This window comes from Hymenobacter sp. (genome assembly GCF_031398885.1).
Taxonomy (GTDB): Bacteria; Bacteroidota; Bacteroidia; order Cytophagales; family Hymenobacteraceae; genus Hymenobacter.
This window is the reverse complement of record NZ_JANNOD010000052.1, coordinates 1-16,973: the sequence shown is the minus strand read 5'-3', so window position 1 is coordinate 16,973 and position 16,973 is coordinate 1. Positions and strand designations below refer to the sequence as shown.

General features: G+C 64.0%; 13 protein-coding genes. 4 read left to right on the top strand and 9 right to left on the bottom strand.

The genetic code is table 11. The annotated features are described in order from the left end of the window. Window positions 1–87: 87 nt before the first annotated feature. Genes RMO51_RS09870 through RMO51_RS09860 form a run of 3 tightly spaced genes read right to left on the bottom strand, consistent with a single transcriptional unit; the run spans window position 88 to window position 4,842 of the window. Window positions 88–3,165: an efflux RND transporter permease subunit gene (locus tag RMO51_RS09870; protein ID WP_310394249.1), complete on the bottom strand. Its 3,078-nt coding sequence runs from the start codon at window positions 3,163–3,165 to the stop codon at window positions 88–90. 31 nt (window positions 3,166–3,196) lie between these two features. Then, entirely contained in the window at window positions 3,197–3,562 is a 366-nt protein-coding gene (locus RMO51_RS09865) for a four helix bundle protein (RefSeq protein ID WP_310394248.1), read from the bottom strand. A gap of 56 nt (window positions 3,563–3,618) precedes the next feature. Then, on the bottom strand, window positions 3,619–4,842 hold the full coding sequence (locus RMO51_RS09860) for an efflux RND transporter periplasmic adaptor subunit (protein WP_310394246.1): 1,224 nt from the start codon (window positions 4,840–4,842) through the stop codon (window positions 3,619–3,621). 195 nt (window positions 4,843–5,037) lie between these two features. Between RMO51_RS09860 and RMO51_RS09855 the strand changes: the two genes are divergently transcribed. Together RMO51_RS09855 and RMO51_RS09850 are read left to right on the top strand one after the other, a co-directional pair. Beyond that, window positions 5,038–5,394, top strand: a complete 357-nt coding sequence (locus RMO51_RS09855; RefSeq protein WP_310394245.1) for an MGMT family protein — start codon at window positions 5,038–5,040, stop codon at window positions 5,392–5,394. Between the two features lie 376 nt (window positions 5,395–5,770). Continuing rightward, window positions 5,771–8,443, top strand: coding sequence for a TonB-dependent receptor (locus tag RMO51_RS09850; protein ID WP_310394242.1), 2,673 nt, complete (start codon window positions 5,771–5,773; stop codon window positions 8,441–8,443). 53 nt (window positions 8,444–8,496) lie between these two features. On the opposite strand, the gene RMO51_RS09845 is transcribed toward RMO51_RS09850, so the two are convergent. From RMO51_RS09845 to xseA, 6 genes are all read right to left on the bottom strand, one after another. Then, the gene (locus RMO51_RS09845; protein ID WP_310394240.1) at window positions 8,497–8,913 is read right to left on the bottom strand and encodes a response regulator transcription factor; all 417 of its coding nucleotides are present in this window, start codon (window positions 8,911–8,913) and stop codon (window positions 8,497–8,499) included. Then, on the bottom strand, window positions 8,910–9,731 hold the full coding sequence (locus RMO51_RS09840; protein ID WP_310394238.1) for a sensor histidine kinase: 822 nt from the start codon (window positions 9,729–9,731) through the stop codon (window positions 8,910–8,912). Before RMO51_RS09840 ends, RMO51_RS09845 begins: the two co-directional genes overlap by 4 nt. Before the next feature lie 269 nt (window positions 9,732–10,000). After that, entirely contained in the window at window positions 10,001–10,657 is a 657-nt protein-coding gene (locus RMO51_RS09835) for a hypothetical protein (protein WP_310394236.1), read from the bottom strand. 75 nt (window positions 10,658–10,732) lie between these two features. Beyond that, on the bottom strand, window positions 10,733–11,047 hold the full coding sequence (locus RMO51_RS09830) for a hypothetical protein (protein ID WP_310394234.1): 315 nt from the start codon (window positions 11,045–11,047) through the stop codon (window positions 10,733–10,735). Window positions 11,048–11,146: 99 nt separating this feature from the next. Continuing rightward, window positions 11,147–11,446, bottom strand: a complete 300-nt coding sequence (gene xseB / locus RMO51_RS09825) for an exodeoxyribonuclease VII small subunit (protein ID WP_310394233.1) — start codon at window positions 11,444–11,446, stop codon at window positions 11,147–11,149. Window positions 11,447–11,493: 47 nt separating this feature from the next. Further along, window positions 11,494–12,873 (bottom strand): exodeoxyribonuclease VII large subunit, encoded by a 1,380-nt coding sequence (xseA, locus tag RMO51_RS09820; protein ID WP_310394232.1) that lies wholly within the window; start codon window positions 12,871–12,873, stop codon window positions 11,494–11,496. A gap of 179 nt (window positions 12,874–13,052) precedes the next feature. On the opposite strand from xseA, the gene RMO51_RS09815 reads away from it, so the two are divergent. Then, on the top strand, window positions 13,053–15,119 hold the full coding sequence (locus RMO51_RS09815; protein WP_310394230.1) for a M13 family metallopeptidase: 2,067 nt from the start codon (window positions 13,053–13,055) through the stop codon (window positions 15,117–15,119). 385 nt (window positions 15,120–15,504) lie between these two features. Further along, window positions 15,505–16,973 (top strand): M13 family metallopeptidase N-terminal domain-containing protein (locus RMO51_RS09810; RefSeq protein WP_310394229.1); only part of this gene is annotated, 1,469 nt, incomplete at its 3' end.

The window sequence follows — 16,973 nt, the reverse complement described above, 5'->3', positions numbered from 1 at the left end:
GTTGGGGCGGTGCACGGCCGGCCGCACCGCCGCCCGGGGTTCTTTCGGGCATCGCGCAACGCCCCGGCCACCCCCGTTTTTGCGCGGTTACGCCGGCACGGCTTCGGCGGCCGCTTTCGGCTTGTGCTTTTTGGCCGTGGCAAAATACGAGTACATCACCGGCACCACGTACAGCGTGAGGGCCGTGGCAAAAAACAGCCCGCCCACCACGCCGATGCCCATGGCCCGGCGGCTGAGGGCGCCCGCGCCGGTGGCAATGGCAATGGGCAAGATGCCCAGAATGGCGCACAGCGAGGTCATCAGAATGGGGCGGAAGCGGGCCGTGGCGCCCTCAATCAGGCCGGTCAGGTAGTCCACGTTAAATTTCTCAACCCGCTGGTTGGCGAATTCCACGATGAGGATGCCGTTTTTCGTCACCAAACCGACGAGCATGATGATGCCAATTTGCGAGAACAAATTCAGCGTTTGGTTGAAGTACCACAGGCTGAGCAGGGCGCCGCTCAGGGCCAGCGGCACCGTGACCATGATGATGACCGGGTCGCGGAAGCTCTCAAACTGCGCGGCCAGCACCAGGTAAATCAGCACCAGCGCCAGGCCGAAGGCGAAGAGCAGGGACGAAGAGCTTTCCTCGAAGTCGCGAGAGGCGCCCGACAGCTCGGTGGTAAAGGTTTCGTCCAGGTTCTTCTCGGCGATGGCGCGCATGGCGGCAATGCCGTCGCCCAGGGTTTTGCCCGGCGCCAGCGAGGCCGAGAACGTGGCCGCGTTGTAGCGGTTGAAGCGGTAGAGCTGGGGCGGGGTGCTGCTTTCTTCGAGGCGAATGACGTTATCGAGCTGCACCAGCTCGCCCTGGTCGTTTTTCACCGAGAGCAGGCGCACGTCGAGCGGCTGGTTGCGGTCTTCGCGGGCCACCTGGCCGATAATCTGGTACTGCTTGCCGTTGCGGATGAAGTAGCCGTAGCGCTGCCCGCTCAGGCCCGACTGCAGGGTCTGCGAAATGCTCTGCACGCTCACGCCCAGGCTCTGGGCCTTCTCGCGGTCGATGTTCACGCGCAGCTCGGGCTTGTTGAACTTCAGGTTCACGTCCACGAACTGGAAGGTGGGGTCCTGCCGGGCCAGGTCCAGGAACTTGGGCACGGCGGCGCGCAGCTTCTCAAAGTCCTGGGTTTGGATGACGAACTGCACCGGTAGGCCCCCGCCGCCCGAGCCAATGCTCTGGTCCTGGCTCACCGAGGTGCGGGCGGCCGAGAGGCGCTTCACGCCGTTGGTGAGGGTTTTGGCCACGTCGTCCTGGGTGCGGGTGCGCTCGTCGGCGTTGGTGAGCAGCACGCGGGCGATGCCCGAGTTCGAGCCGCCGCCAAAGCCGGGCGAGGTTACGGTGAACACGCTGCTCAGGCCCGCGCCGGTCGAGTCGAGGGCCATCTTGGTAATCTGGGCCATGTAGGCGTCCATGAACTCGAACGAGGCGCCTTCCGGGCCCGTGGCGCTGATGTTCACGCGGCTGCGGTCCTCCACCGGGGCCAGTTCGGCCGGAATGGCCCGCATGAAAAACCAGATGCCGCCGCCCGTCACGGCTATCAGCACCCACGCCAGCCAGCGGTTGTTCAGGAAGGTCTTCAAGCTGTTCTGGTAGGCGCTAATCATCCGCTCAAAAAAGGGCTCCGTCTTGCGGTAAAACCAGTTGTGGGTTTCTTGCCGCTTGAGCAGCTTCGAGCACATCATGGGCGTGAGGGTGAGCGAGACGAAGGCCGAAATCAGCACCGAGCCGGCCACCACGATGCCGAACTCGCGAAACAGCCGCCCCGTGATGCCCGTGAGGAACACCACCGGCAGGAACACCGCCGCCAGCACCACCGTGGTGCTCACCACGGCCACCAGGATTTCCTCGGTGCCCTTGATGGCCGCCGTCTTCGGGTCCTCGCCGTCCTCAATGCGCGAGTAGATGTTCTCCAGCACCACGATGGCGTCGTCCACCACCAGGCCAATGGCCAGCACGATGGCCAGCAGCGTGAGCACGTTGATGGAAAAATCGAGCAGGTACATCACGAAGAAGATGCCTACCAGCGACACCGGAATGGCCACCACCGGAATGAGCGTGGAGCGCCAGTCGCGCAAAAACAAAAAGATGATGACCACCACCAGCACGAAGGCCTCGACGATGGTGTGCTCCACCTCGCGGATGGAGTCGCGGATGAAAATAGAGTTGTCGATGGCCGGCTGCAATTTCAGGTCGGGCGGCAGGTCCTTGCCGTACTGCTCCAGCCGCTTATTAAAGGCGTCGGCGATATCAATCTGGTTCGAGCCCGGCTGCGGCACCACCGCCAGGGCCACGCCCGGCGTCCCGTTCACCCGGAAGATGGTCTGGTCGTTTTCGGCGTACAGCTCGGCGTAGCCAATGTCGGACAGCCGAATCAGCGACACGTTGTCCTTGCGGATAATCAGGTCGTTGAAGTCCTTCACCGAGCTGAGCCGGCCCATGGTGCGCAGCGTGAGCTGGGTGGCTTCGCCGGACACCGCGCCGCTGGGCAGCTCCACGTTTTCGCGCGTCAGGGCGGCCTGCACGTCCACCGGGCTCACCCGCAGGGCCGAGAGCTTCACCGGGTCCAGCCACAGGCGCATGGAATACTTGCGCTCGCCGTACACCCGCACCTCCGACACGCCGGGAATGGTCTGAATCCGCTCCTTGAGCGTGTTGTTGGCGTAGTCGGTCAGCTCCAGCAGGGTGCGCTTGTTGCTGTTGAGGTAGGTGATGACGATGGGTTGGGAGTCGGCGTTGGCCTTGCTCACCACCGGCGGGTCGATGTCGCGCGGCAGGCGGCCCTGGGCGCCGCTCACCTTGTCGCGCACGTCGTTGGCCGCCGTTTCCAGGTCGGCGTCGAGGTCAAACTCCACCGTAATTTGGGTGCGGCCGTCGCGGCTGTTCGAGGTCAGGTTCTTGATGCCGGCAATGCCGTTGAGGGCTTCTTCCAGCGGCTCGGTCACTTGGCCCTGCATCACGTCGGCCGAGGCCCCGGTGTAGCTGGCCTGCACCGTGATGATGGGCGGGTCCACGCTCGGGTACTCCCGAATGCTGAGGTACCGAAACCCAATAATGCCAAAAATGACGATGACCAGGCTCATCACAATGGCGAGGACCGGGCGGTTGATGCTGGTGGAGGATAAGCTCATGCTTCGCTAATTAATAATTAGGAATTAGTAATTAAGAATTGTCTGAGTTATCTCGCGAAGTGCGGATAATGGCGGTGATGATTTTCAACACTTCTTCGCAGTCAGTTAAAAGTGAGGTAGCTTGTGGAACGTCGATGTAATCAGTGTCGCGCAGCAAGCGTAGCCAATAATGGGTTTCGCGGGCCTCCTTGTACGCTATTCCGCATTTCGCGATAAAATCCTTGCGGGAAAGGCCCCCAACTGCTTCTTCCATGTTAGCGCCAATGGAAGTACCACTCCGCTGAATCTGGTCAGCCAATTGAAACGCCTGCTTTTCTCTTACTAAAAACTGACTTAATCGAACAATGCGTACCGCAAAAGCATACGACTTTTGTAGAACGACATTGTCTTCTTTCATAATTAAATTGGCACCCAATTAGTAATTACTAATTACTAATTACTAATTACTAATTACTAATTACTAATTAAAACACCATCCCCCGGCTTCACTTGCAGAATGCCCGTGCGCAGCACAGAGTCGCCCACGGCCAGGCCGTCGGTAATTTGGATGACCTTATCGGAACGAATGCCGATTTTTACCTTCTTCGGCACCATCTTATTGTTTTTTACCGTGTAGACGCTGTAGCCGCTGGCCTCGGGAATCACCGATTCGGTGGGCACTTGCAGGGCGGTTTCGGTTTCGCCCAGTTGCAGGTTTACGCGCACGAAGGCGCCGGGGCGCAGCTCGTTGTTGGTGTTGGCGAAGCGGGCCCGCACCGGTTGGGTGCGGCTCACGGGGTCAATTTGCGGGTCCACGGCGTAGACCTTGGCGGCGTACTTCTTGTTGGTCGTCTCGTCGAGCACGCTCACCACGTCGCCCGCCCGCACGCTGGTGGCGAAGCGGCCGGGCACGGCGAAGTCAATCTTCACCGGCCGCACGCGCGACAGGCTGGTGATTTCGGTGCCGGGGCTCACGTACGTGCCGACGGTGGTGGTGTTCAGGCCCAGCACGCCGGCGAAGGGCGCCCGCACGTAGGCTTTGTCCAGGGTGGCGCGCAGGGCCCGCAAGTCGGCCTGAGCGGTGAGCAGCTGGTTGTTGGCCTGCTCGTATTCCTGCACGCTGATGTACTCCTTGTCCAGCAGGGTGCGCTGGCGGCGCTCCTGGTCGCGAAACAGCTTGATGTTGTACTCCTGCTTCTGAATGCCGGCCTGCGCCTCGTCGGCGTTGATGCTGAACAGGAGCTGGCCCTTGCGCACCGACTGGCCCTCCTTGATATTGAGGCTGGTGATTTTGCCCGACAGCTCGCTCTTGATGATGACCGATTCTTCGGCCAGCACCGAGCCGGTGGCGGCCACTTCGTCGGCCAGGTTGGTGGCGGCCACCACGTACACCTGCACGGCCAGGCGCGGCCCACCGCCCTTGCCGCCGCCGCCCGGGCCGCCGGGCCCGCCGCCTTTGCCACCCGCAGCACCGCCTTTTTTGTCGCCCGCCGCGTTGCTGGGGAAGTATTTCATCTTCACGAACACCAGCCCGGCCACGACCAGCGCCGCCAGCAGCCAGCCCAGCCAGGCGCGGCCTTTGGAAGGCGGCGTTCCGGGCGCGGGGTCCGCAGGTGGGGGCGTAGCGGCGGTAGGCGCGGGGGTGCTGGTGGTGTCCCAGGTTTGGGGAGGGGCAACGGGCGGGTTTTCAACTGGCATGGCTGGCATGAACGCACGAGGGGCGGCGGAGGTTTGGGGCATGGCCCGTCGCCCAAGCGGTGAGACAAGCGGTGAGAATGGAATAATTCTACAAATAGAGCTACTATAGTGCGGTTTTGCCGCCAAAGGTTGCTTCCCAAGCCCCGAAACTAGACGTAGGGCGCCATCGAGTAGACCGGGCCTACCTTCGCCCCGATGAAGCCAGCCGCCCCAAAACCGCCCGCGCCGCGCAATTTTTTCCAGGACGTGCACGAAGTGGTGCGCCTCATCCCCCGCGGCCGGGTGAGCACCTACGGCGCCATTGCGCACTACCTGGGTGCCCGCCACGGCGCCCGCACCGTGGGCTACGCCATGATGGCCGCCCACACCGCCGGGCAGTATGTGCCCGCCCACCGCGTCATCAACCGGCTGGGCCACCTCACCGGCCGCCTGCACTTTGCCACGCCCTTCGCCATGCAGGAGGCCCTGGAAGCCGAAGGCGTGCGCGTGCACGAAGACCGGGTAGTGGAGTTCGGGAAGCTGTTCTGGGACCCCGCCGTGGAGCTGGCGTGAGGCAAATGAATGTACACGTCCGCAGCCAGGTCGGCGCTGGCCAGCTCGGTTAAGCACTGAGCTGCTCGCTGGCGCGCAGCTGGCGCACGCACAGCACCACCGCGTGGTCGGTGGGGCGCCGCGCCAGTCAAAAAGCAGCGCACGGGTGATGAGCCGTCGGGCAAAGCTACTGACTTCCGCCCCTCAAAAAAAGCCGCGCATCCCCGCTGCGGGGCAAGCGAAAGCCGGGCGCCGCGCCTAAACCCGGCGTGCCGGCATTGCCGCCACGGCGTGCATTATTTTGATTCGGTATTTGCCCGCAGGGCCTGACTACCAGCCGGGCCAATGCTGTACCTTTGCTGGGCCCGGAGCGTGCCGGGTGCTCTTTACGTTGGGTATGACGCATTTCTTTACTGCTCTTTTGACGGTGCTGCTGGCGGTGCCGGCCCTGGCCCAAAGTACCTTTTCCATCCGTGGGCGCGTGCTCGACAAAGTGACGGGCGAGACCCTGCCCGGGGCCACCGTGCAGGTGAGCGGCGGCCAGAACACCGGCGTGGGCGCCGATGCCGACGGCAGCTACAAAATCAGCAACCTGGCGGCTGGCACCTACGCGGTGCAGGCCAGCTTCGTGGGCTACAAGTCCCAAACGCAGACCGTGAAAATCACCACCCAAAGCGTGGTGGCCTCGTTCGGCCTCGGCTCCGACAACGCCAGCCTGGGCGAGGTGCAGGTGGTGGCCGCCCAGGCCCAGGAGCGCGAAACGCCGGTGGCCTTCTCGGCCGTGAACGAGGTGAAGCTGCGCGAAACGCTCTCGAACCGCGACCTGCCGATGATTCTCAACGAGACGCCCGGCGTGTACGCCACCCAGGCCGGCGGCGGCACCGGCGACTCGCGCATCAACGTGCGCGGCTTCGACCAGCGCAACGTGGCCGTGCTCATCAACGGCGTGCCCGTGAACGACATGGAGAACGGCAACGTGTTCTGGAGCAACTGGGACCTGGGCGACGTGACCAAGTCCTTGCAGGTGCAGCGGGGCCTGTCGGCGTCTAAGATTGCCGTGCCCTCGGTGGGCGGCACCATCAACGTGCTCACCAAGGGCTTCGACGACAAGCGGTCGGTGCTGGCCCGCGTTGAAACCGGCTCGAACAACTACCAGAAGTATTCGCTCATGCTCAGCTCGGGGCAGTTGAAAGGCGACTGGGCGTTCACGGTGTACGGCTCGCGCCGCACCTCCGACGGCTGGGTTGACAAGGCCTTCGACGACGCCTACACCTACTTCGGCACCGTGAGCAAGCGGGCCGGCCGGCACAGCTTGTCGCTCACGGGCCTGGGCTCGCCCCAGCGCCACGGGCAGCGTTCCTTCGCCAATTTCGTGGGGATTTATTCGGATGAAAAAGCCCGCGAAATTGGCGTTAAGCCCTTGGCCGACGGCAACCGCGGCTTCAAATACAACCCCTATTGGGGCCTGCTGGACCGCTACTCGTTCGACGGCAACGGGAACAAAGTCAGCGCGGGCGCGAAGGCGCTTAATGAGCGCACCAACTTCTACCACAAGCCCCAGGTCAATTTCAACGATCTGTGGCAGGCCACCGACAAACTGTTCGTGTCCACGGTGCTGTACGCTTCCTACGGCACGGGCGGCGGCTCCAGCGGCCTGACCAGCGGCAACTCCACCACTCTGCCCTTGCGGGATGGCCAGACCGATTTCCAAAAAATCTACGACGACAACATTGGCCTGCCCACCGCCACTAATCCCAACCCCAATCCCACCCGCAAGGCCACGGCCGTCCTCATCAACAGCGTGAACAGCCACCGCTGGTACGGGTTCGTGGTGGGCGGCGACTACCTGCTCAACGACCAGCTCACGCTGTCGGCCGGCGTGGATGGCCGCAAATACACCGGCCTGCACTACCGCGAAATCCGCGACCTGCTGGGGGCCGACTACGCCGTGGCGCCCACCGGCGGCCGCAACCAGAACGCCGACCCCGCCGCCCAACTGCAAGTGGGCGACAAGCTGGGCTACAACTACGACGGCAAAACCCAGTGGCTGGGCGGCTACTCGCAGCTGGAGTACAAGACGCCGCTGCTCTCGGCCGTCGTCAGCGGCACGCTGTCGCGGGTTGCGTACCAACGCATCGACTATTTCCAGCCGCAGCAGCCCGATGGCCGCCCGGTGACTACCGGCCAGACCCGCTTCACGGGCTACAGCGTGAAGGCCGGCGCCAACTACAACCTCACCGAGCACGACAATATTTTCGCCAACGTGGGCTACAACAGCAAGGTGCCGTTTTTTAACCTGCTCTACAACAACGCCGGCCGCAAGTACGACAACGTGAAACCCGAAGGCATTTCAAGTGCCGAAATCGGCTACGGCATCAGCTACCCCAGCCTGAAGGTGACGCTGAACGCTTACTACACGCTGTGGAGCAACAAAACCACTACTTCCTTTTCGACCACCACCGGCGAAGCTGTCTACAGCAACGTCCGCAACGTGAGCGCCCGGCACGCGGGCGTGGAGCTGAGCGTGGCCCAGGAAATCAGCCGCCGCCTGCAGCTGAACGCGGCCATCTCGCTGGGCGACTGGCGCTGGACGGGGCGGGGGCTGCTCAACGAAACCCGGGAAGACGGAACGCTCGTGAACCCCGGCGTGGAGGACCAGCCGGTGTTCCTCAATGGGGTGCACGTGGGCGATGCCGCGCAAAACCAGTTTCAGATGGGGCTGCGCTACGAGCCGTTCCGCGGGGCCTACATCCGGCCCTCGTTCCTGCTGTTCACCAAGTACTACGCCGATTTCAACCCCGAAACCATTCGGGACCCGGCCATCAGCACCGACTCCTACCGCCTGCCCACCTCCCGCAACCTCGACCTGCACCTGGGCTACGAACTCAAGCCGCTGTTCAAGGAAAGCGTGCGCCTCGGCTTCCGGGGCTCCATCCTGAACGTGCTGGACCAGTACTTCTTCACCGACGTCTCGAACCGCTCGAATTCCAACGCCGCCGACCTCGGCCAGTTGCAGGCTTTTTTCAACCGCGGCCGCACGTTCACGCTGGGCCTCTCGGTCACACTGTAGGCAGTGAACAGTTAACAGTGAGCAATTTCTATTCATTGTTAACTGCTCACTGCTCACTGCTCATTGATATTACCCGCGGCGGCGGCGGCCAGCACGGCGCTGCGCATTTCTTCGGGCGACGTGTTTTTAACCAGGTAGCTGTGCGCGCCTTCAGCCAGCACGGTGCTCACCAGCGAAGGGTCGTCGTGCATGGAGATGATGACCACGCGCACGCCCGGAAACTGGGTGCGCAGCAGGCGGGTGGTTTGCAGGCCGTCGAGAATGGGCATTTGCATGTCCATCAGCACCACGTTGGGGCTGCTGCCCTGGTCCAACAGCTCCAGCAACTCCTGGCCGTTGCCGGCTTCGCACACCACTTCGATGCCCGCGTAGCCGCTGAGCAGGGCCCGCAGCCCCTTGCGGAACAGAATGTGGTCGTCGACGATGGCCAGGCGCACGGGCACGGCGGCAGGGGCGGGGGGGGAATTCATGAATTGAGCGTAAAAGTGGGGGTGGGGGTGCCAGCGGGCAGCAGCGTGACGGGCAACACGGCCTCGACGCGGGTGCCGACGCCGGGTTCGGAATGGTAATGCAGCTGGCCGCCCAGCACGGCCACGCGGCTGCGCAGGTTGATGAGGCCCATGCCCACGGGCTGGCCGTGGGGGCCGGGGGGCGGCAATTCTTCCAGCCCGGCCAAGTCGAAACCCTGGCCGTCGTCGGAGTAGGTGAGGGTGAGCAAGCCGGGCACGGCGGCCACCCGCAGCACAATGTGCGGGGCTTCGGCGTGCAGCAGCCCGTTGGTGAGCAGTTCCTGGGCAATGCGGTACACCATCAGCTCGTGCGGGGGGATGAGCCGGCCCATGGGCCCTTCCTGCTCCAGGCGCACCTCGGGGCCGTGGTCGGCGGGCACGGCCTGCACCAGGGCCCGCAGGGCCTGCGCCAGGCCCAGCTGCTGAAGCGTGGCGGGCTGCAGGTTGCGCGAAATGCGCCGCACCTCGGCCACGGCTTGGTCAATCAGGGCGCTGGCCTCGGGCGCGGGCGGGTGGCCGGGGGCGTAGAGGTGCAGCTTGGCCAGCGCCAGGATGGTGCCGACGCCGTCGTGCAGCTCGCCGGCAATGCGCTGGCGCTCGTCTTCCTGGGCCACGAGGGCGGCGGCCAGGGCCTGCTGCTGGGCGGCTTCCTGCAACTGCGCCACTTCCTGCTGCTGCCGCAGCTGCACGCGCTGGTAGCGCACCACAAACCACACCAGCCCCAGCACCAGCAGGAGCAACGTGGGGGTGATGAACAACAGCGGTAGAAGGTCAGTCACGAGGAGGCCGCCCGCAGACAGGTGGCGCAAATGAAGAAAAAATGTGCGTTCGGACCAGTCAGGCCGAAACAGCAGGCAGTAAGCGTACAGGCCATATACCGCAAGGGCCACGGCCGAAGTTGCGAGCAGCCGCCGCGAGCGCTGACTCGTTTCCGGTCGAAGCCGTCCGCTGGGTCGGGTCAGCAACGGCAGGAAAGAGCGGAACACGGGCGGAGTGCTTAAAAGCTAGGCGAACAAAACGAAAGGAACAAGCACGGTTGAAAGCTACTCTACAAACCCGCCAGTTGGTCTACGGGTTGGCCCTTTGTTTCCGGTGCGGGGTCGCTGGTGGGGTCGGCCCGTAAGAAGGCCAGGGTCAGGAAGTAATTGAACACCAGGCCCGAAATGGAAGCAAATGAAAACTTAACGTAATTATCAATTTCCGTTGCCGACAAATAGTCAAGGCTAAAGGCGGTAATGACCCCGGCCGAATAGAGCAGTTGCCCCACGCTTAGCAGCCAGAGCGGGTCTTGGGCCACGGGCCGCGCGCTGGCGTGGTTTAGCAACTCGTTCAAGTAAGCCAACGCGAACCCGGCGAGCACGGCGCACTGAGCTACCCGGCTTATGGTCACGGCCAGCTCGAAGTCGTGGGCGGCGGCGATGACTCCGCCGGCCAGGGTAGCCACGGTGGCCACGGCCACCACCCGGCGCCCCGGGCCCGGGGCCAGCACCTGGTGGTAGACCGCCCCAAACAAAGCCACCTTGCCCAAGTTGAAGCCGACGAGAAAGCCGTAGTTGGTGGCGAAATAATGCGGGTACAGCAGCCGGGCCCCGATGGCCGCTGCCGCCGACAAGTACACGTACCAGCTGAGCAGCTTTACGGGCGGTGAAAAATGACGCCATCGCCGCCACACCACCAGCATGGGCACCAAAATGCTCAATTGCATGGCAGTCAATAGCCACTGCAGGAGGTGAAGCACCGTTTCGTTGGGCATCGTTGGGCCGGGGCGGCGGTTGCGGGCTCAGCTATTCAACATGTTGGCTTGGCCCGAGCACGGCGGGCACTTTACCGAATCGTTAACCACCAGGAAGCTTTCGCCGAGCTGGTCGTTTTCTTCCGTATCGGCTCCCACGGCCAGCAGCAGCGGCTCGCCGTCGTGGAGGCCGTAGTAGAAGCGGATGCCTTGGCAATCCTTCTGCTTGAGAATAGCTAACAAATTATCCCGACCAAAAAAACACGCCTGGCCCCCTTTGGGGTCTACTTTCCGGTGGTTGTTCGTCCACTTCGCTGCCAGTTTCTGCTCGATGGGTTTGCCTTCGGTGCCGTTGAATGCCATAAAAAGTTAAGTTAGAACTTGCAAAAAAAAAGGGTTGAATTGGATGAATGACCCAAATATAGGACTTCAATTGAAAAGGTAAGGTTCGGCTTAAAAGTTTTACCAGCTCCGGCCCGGCCCACCGGGCAGGTCGTCATTCTCCTCGTCCTCGTCCTCTGCTTCAGCCTCTTCACTTTCATCTCCGTCAGCCCCGTCCCTGTCGTCCTCGTCGTCCTCGTCATCCAGCGTGTCGAACACCCGGTCGAGGGAGGCTTCGGCGTGGCGCAGCTTGTGGCGGCAGAGCTTAATCAGCTCGGCTGAGCGTTCGACTCGGATGGTGAGGTCGTCCACGTCCACGGCATCGGTTTCGAGGGCGCGCAGGATGGTTTCCAGCTCCTCGATGGCTTCGCGGTAGGTCATTTTTTGGTGAACAGTTAACAGTTAGTACAGTAGTGAACAGATGATGTTCAGGAATGGCCAGCGGATGGCTTGATGCGCGCCTTGCCGACTGCTAACTGCTCACTGTTAACTGTTAACTGACAAAGGCGCAGCTCGGCCCGGTGCAGGTGCCGCTCCAGGGCCAGTTGCAGCCGGAAGCGGTGGCGCAGCACGTCCTCGCGCCGCCGCCGGTGGTGGCGGTTGAAGCGGACCATCAGCGCCCGGCCGCGCCGGCGCAGGCCCCGCTGTTCGCGGGCCAGAGCGCGGCGCGCGGCGCGCGGTAGTTGGTGCTGGGTGCGGGCCAGGCCCAGGGCCAGTTGCCGCAGTTGCTCGCGCGGGCCCTGGGCCGCCTGGCGGGTGCGCGCCCGCAGGGCTTCGCGGGCGGCGTCGAGTTGGCGGTGGGCGGCGTAACGGGCGCGGCCGCTGAGCTGGTCGAGACGGGCGCGGCGCTGGCCGAGCTGCCGACGCGCCAGGGCGGCCACTTGCTCGCCGTAGCCGAGCAGCGCAGCTTCGAGCCGGGCCAGGCGCTCGACCAGGAAGGCGGCCACGGCGGTGGGCGTTTTCAGGGCGCGGTGGGCGGTGAGGTCCACCACGGCTTCGTCGCGCTCGTGGCCAATGCCCGTGAGCACGGGCAGCGGGAAGGCGCCCACGGTCGCCGCCAGGCCGTATTCGTCAAAGGCCACCAAGTCGGCGCGGCTGCCCCCGCCCCGAATGATGACCACGGCGTCGAACTGCCCGCGCCGGGCCCGCACGGCCGCCAGCGCCGCCCGGATGCTGGCCGGCGCCTCGTCGCCCTGCATGGCGGCCGGAAACAGGGTGAGGGCAAAATCATACGGCGCCTCCTGTAGCTGCTGCACGAAGTCCTGAAAGCCCGCCGCCGTGGGCGACGAAATAACGGCCAGCCGCTGTGGGGCCAGCGGCAGCAGGAGTTCCTTCTGGCGGTCGAGCAGGCCTTTTTCCTCCAGCTGCCGCAGCGTTTGGAGGCGCAGCAGGGCCAGCTCGCCCACGGTGTAGCTCGGGTCGAGGGCCACCACGTCGAGGCTCAGGCCGTACTGCTCGTGGAAGCGCACCTGCACCCGCAGCAGCAGTTTCAGGCCGGGGCGCAAGGGCTGGCCGGTGGCCCGCTCAAAGGCCGGCGCCAGCTGCTGGTAGCGCTGGCTCCAGAGCGTGGCGCGGGCCTGCGCCTTCACGGTGCCGCGGGCGTCGGTGGTTTGCTCGGTGAGGGTGAGGTAGCAGTGCGCGCCGGCAAAGCGGGGCAGCGTGAGGTCGGATACTTCGGCCACCACCCAGTACGCGTCGGCCAGTTGCTGCTGCAGGGCCTGGCGCACCCGGCCGAGCAGCTCGGTCAGGCCCAGCGGGGCGGGCGGCGGGGCGAGCGGAAGCTCGGGGCGGCGGTTGTAGAGCGGCATGGGCGCAAGTTACGGTTCGGGAGGGGGGAGGTGATGAGGTGATGGGGTTACCACGTTCTTCAGAACAACAACCGGTCGCCGCTTCATCACCTCATTACCCCATCACTCTTTGGTTCAGCGGCCATGAAGCTCGCATGTCCGTAACTTCACGGCATCATTTCCCATTCCAATTTCACTTCATGCTTTCACTATCTAATGCCCGAAAATTGAGCTTGGCTATGCTCGGTTTCGGCAGCCTGGCCGCCACCGCGGCCTGGGGACAAGCCACCAAGCCAGCCGCGGCTCCCAAAGGCGTGGGCATCAACGTCGCCAACATCGACCCGGCGGTGAAGCCCTGCGAAGACTTCTTCCACTTTGCTTCGGGCAACTGGCTCAAGAACAACCCCATTCCGGCCGCGGAGTCGCGCTGGGGCTCGTTCAACGAGCTGGCCGACCAGAACAACGCCACCCTGCGCGCCATCCTGAACGACGCCGCCAAGAACTCCGCCAAAGCCGCCAAGGGCTCGAACGCGCAGAAAGTGGGCGACTTCTACGCCATGGCCATGGACTCGGCCGCCATCGAGGCCGCGGGCCTCAAGTACCTGCAGCCCCACCTGGCGCGCATCGCGGCCCTCAAGGACCTGGCCGAGATGCAGCGTTTCCTGGCCGACCCCAAGGCGCACGCCGGCAGCGTGTGGTACGGCCTGTACGTGGGCCAGGACGAAAAAATCAGCACCCAGTACGCCGTGGGCATGGGCCAGGGCGGCCTCACCCTGCCCGACCGCGACTACTACCTCAAGGACGACGCCCGCTCCAAAGCCATCCGCGCGGCCTACGACGCGTCTTTGGTCAACACCTTCCAGTTGCTGGGCGACGCCGCGGCCACGGCCAAAGCCAATGCGGCGGCCGTCGTGCGCCTCGAAACACGCCTGGCCAAGGCCAGCAAGAGCCGCGTGGACCTGCGCGACCCCTACGCCAACTACAACAAGATGACCGTGGCCCAGGCCAGCGCCGCCTACCCCCACCTGAACCTGCCGCTCACGCTGAAAGAAAACGGCCTGGGTACGGCCAAGGAGGTCATCGTGGGCCAGCCCGACTTCTTCAAAGAAGTGAGCGCCATGCTGAAGGAAGAGCCTTTGGCCGACCAGAAGCAGTACCTGCGCTTCCACCTGGTGAGCAGCCTGACGCCCGCGCTGCCCAAGGCGTTTGGCGACGAGAGCTTCAAGCTCACGCAGGTACTGACCGGGGCCAAGCAGCAACAGCCCCGCTGGAAACGCTCGTTGCGTGCCACCGACGGCGCCCTGGGCGAGGCGTTTGGCCAGCTGTACGTGGACAAGGCCTTCTCGCCCGCGGCCAAGGCCCGCGCCAAAGAAATGATTGAGAACCTGCGCGTGGCCTACGGCGAGCGCATCAAATCCACGGACTGGATGAGCGCGGCCACCAAGGCCGAAGCCCTGAAGAAGCTCGACGCCTTCACGGTAAAAATCGGCTACCCCGACAAGTGGAAGGACTACTCGGCGTTGAACATCGGCCGCGAGTCGCACCTCAACAACCTGCTGGCGGCGCGCGAGTGGGCCAATCAGGACCAGCTCAGCCACTTCGGCAAGCCCATTGACCGCAACGAGTGGGGCATGACCCCGCCCACGGTGAACGCCTACTACAACCCGCCGATGAACGAAATCGTGTTTCCGGCGGGCATCCTGCAGCCGCCTTTCTACGACCCGAAGGCGGATGACGCGGTGAACTACGGCGGCATCGGCGCCGTGATTGGCCACGAGCTGACCCACGGCTTCGACGACCAGGGCCGGCAGTACGACGCCAAGGGCAACCTGCGCGACTGGTGGACCAAGGAGGACGCTGACAAGTTCAACGCCAAGGCGGCCGTGGTGGGCAAGCAGTACGACGCCTTCATGCCCCTCGACTCGGTGCACGTGAACGGCAAGCTGACCATGGGCGAGAACCTGGCCGACCTCGGCGGCCTCACCATTGCTTACCAGGCTTTCATGAAAACGCCGCAGGCCAAGGCTGCCAAAACCATCGACGGCTACACGCCCGAGCAGCGCTTCTTCCTGGCCTACGCGCAAATCTGGCGCACCAACGCCCGGCCCGAATACCTGCGTCAGCAGGTGCAAACCGACCCGCACTCGCCGGCCCAGTTCCGCACCAACGGCCCGCTGATGAACATGCCCGAGTTCTACAAGGCCTTCAACTGCCAGGACGGCAACAAGATGATGCGCGCCCAAGCCGAGCGCTCCAAAATCTGGTAAGCCGGTTGGTCGTTTGACATCCAAAAGGAACGTCATGCCGAGGGCAGCCGAGGCATCTCGCCCGCTTCGTTCGCCCGTGAACCTCACCCCCTGACCCCCTCTCCCGTGGAGAGGGGGCACCGGACATGCGCTGGCGTCAGGCTCCCCTCTCTTTGGGAGAGGGGCCGAGGGTGAGGTTGCTAGGCGAACGAGGCGGGCGAAATGCTTCGGCGGCGCGGACGCCAGGTGAGCAGGACGTTCTTTTTTAGGCGTCTTTCTTAAAAGGAACTGGGAGCGCAATCAACTGCCCGTCCTTTGCTCTTTCCTGCTCTTTTTGTGCTGTTTTCAACACTAAACCGCAGTTGTATCTTGCACTTCACAATACTTCGCTCTTTTTCTCATCCATATGAAGCAATTCTCCTTTATGCGCCGTGCGGCCTTGTCGGCGGCGCTGCTGGGCTTGGTCGCCGGTGCGGCCCAGGCCCAAACCAAGGTTAAGACCAAGTCGACCAGCGGCGGCAAGCAGAAAACCACGATGCCCGCGGCGGCGGCGAGCCCGGCCGGCCAAACCGGCACCGGCATTTCGCTCGCCAACTTGGACCGGTCGGTGGCGCCCTGCGATGATTTCTTTCAGTTCGCCTCGGGCTCCTGGCTGAAGAACAACCCCATTCCGGCCGCCGAAACCCGCTGGGGCGCCTTCAACGAGCTGGCCGACCGCAACCAGGCCGTGGCGCGCCGCATCCTGGAGAAGTCGGCCGCCGACCGCACCGCCAAGCCCGGCACCAACGCCCAGAAAGTGGGGGACTTCTACGCCGCCGCCATGGACAGCGTGGCCATCGAGCAAGCCGGGCTGAAGTACCTGCAGCCCCGCCTCACCCAAATCAACGCCATCCAGGACCTGGCCGGCCTGCAGAAGTACCTGGCCGACCCCAAGTCGTTTGGCACCGGCTGGTACGGGTTCGGCGTGGCCCAGGACAGCAAGAACAGCACCCAATACGCCGTGCGCATGAGCCAGGGCGGCCTGACCTTGCCCGACCGCGACTACTACCTCAAAGACGACGCCCGCTCCCGGACCATCCGCGCGGCCTACCAGACCTACCAGGTGAACCTGCTGAAGCTGCTGGGCGACGACCCGGCCACGGCCGAGAAAAACGCCGCGGCCGTCACGCGCCTCGAAACGCGGCTGGCCAAAATCAGCCGCACCCGCGTGGCCCTGCGCGACCGGCTTACCAACTACAACAAGATGACCGTGGAGCAAGCCGCGGCCGACTACCCCAACCTAAACATCCCGCTGCTGCTCCAGGGCAGCGGCCTGAGCGCGACCAAGGAGGTCATCGTGGGCCAGCCCGAGTTTCTGAAAGAAGTAAGCGCCATGTTCAAGGAGGAGCCCCTGGCCGACCAGAAGCAGTACCTGCGCTGGCATCTGGTGTCGGCCGTGACCCCGGCCCTGCCCAAGGCATTTGGCGACGAGAGCTTCAAATATACCCAGGTGCTGACCGGGGCCAAGCAGCAGCAGCCCCGCTGGAAGCGCGCCCTGCGCGCCACCGACGGCGCCCTGGGTGAGGCGTTTGGCCAGTTGTACGTGGACGAAGCCTTCTCGCCCGCCGCCAAGGCCCGGGCTAAGGAGATGGTGGAAAACCTGCGCGTGGCCTACGCCGAGCGCATCCAGGCCACCGAGTGGATGAGCGCGGCCACCAAAGCCGAGGCGCTGAAGAAGCTCAACGCCTTCGCCGTGAAAATTGGTTACCCCGACAAGTGGAAGGACTATTCGGCCCTGACCATCAGCCGCGAAAGCGCCCTGAACAACCTGTTTGCCGCCGCCGAGTGGGCGGCCCGGGACAACACCAGCAAGTTTGGCAAGCCGATTAACCGCGG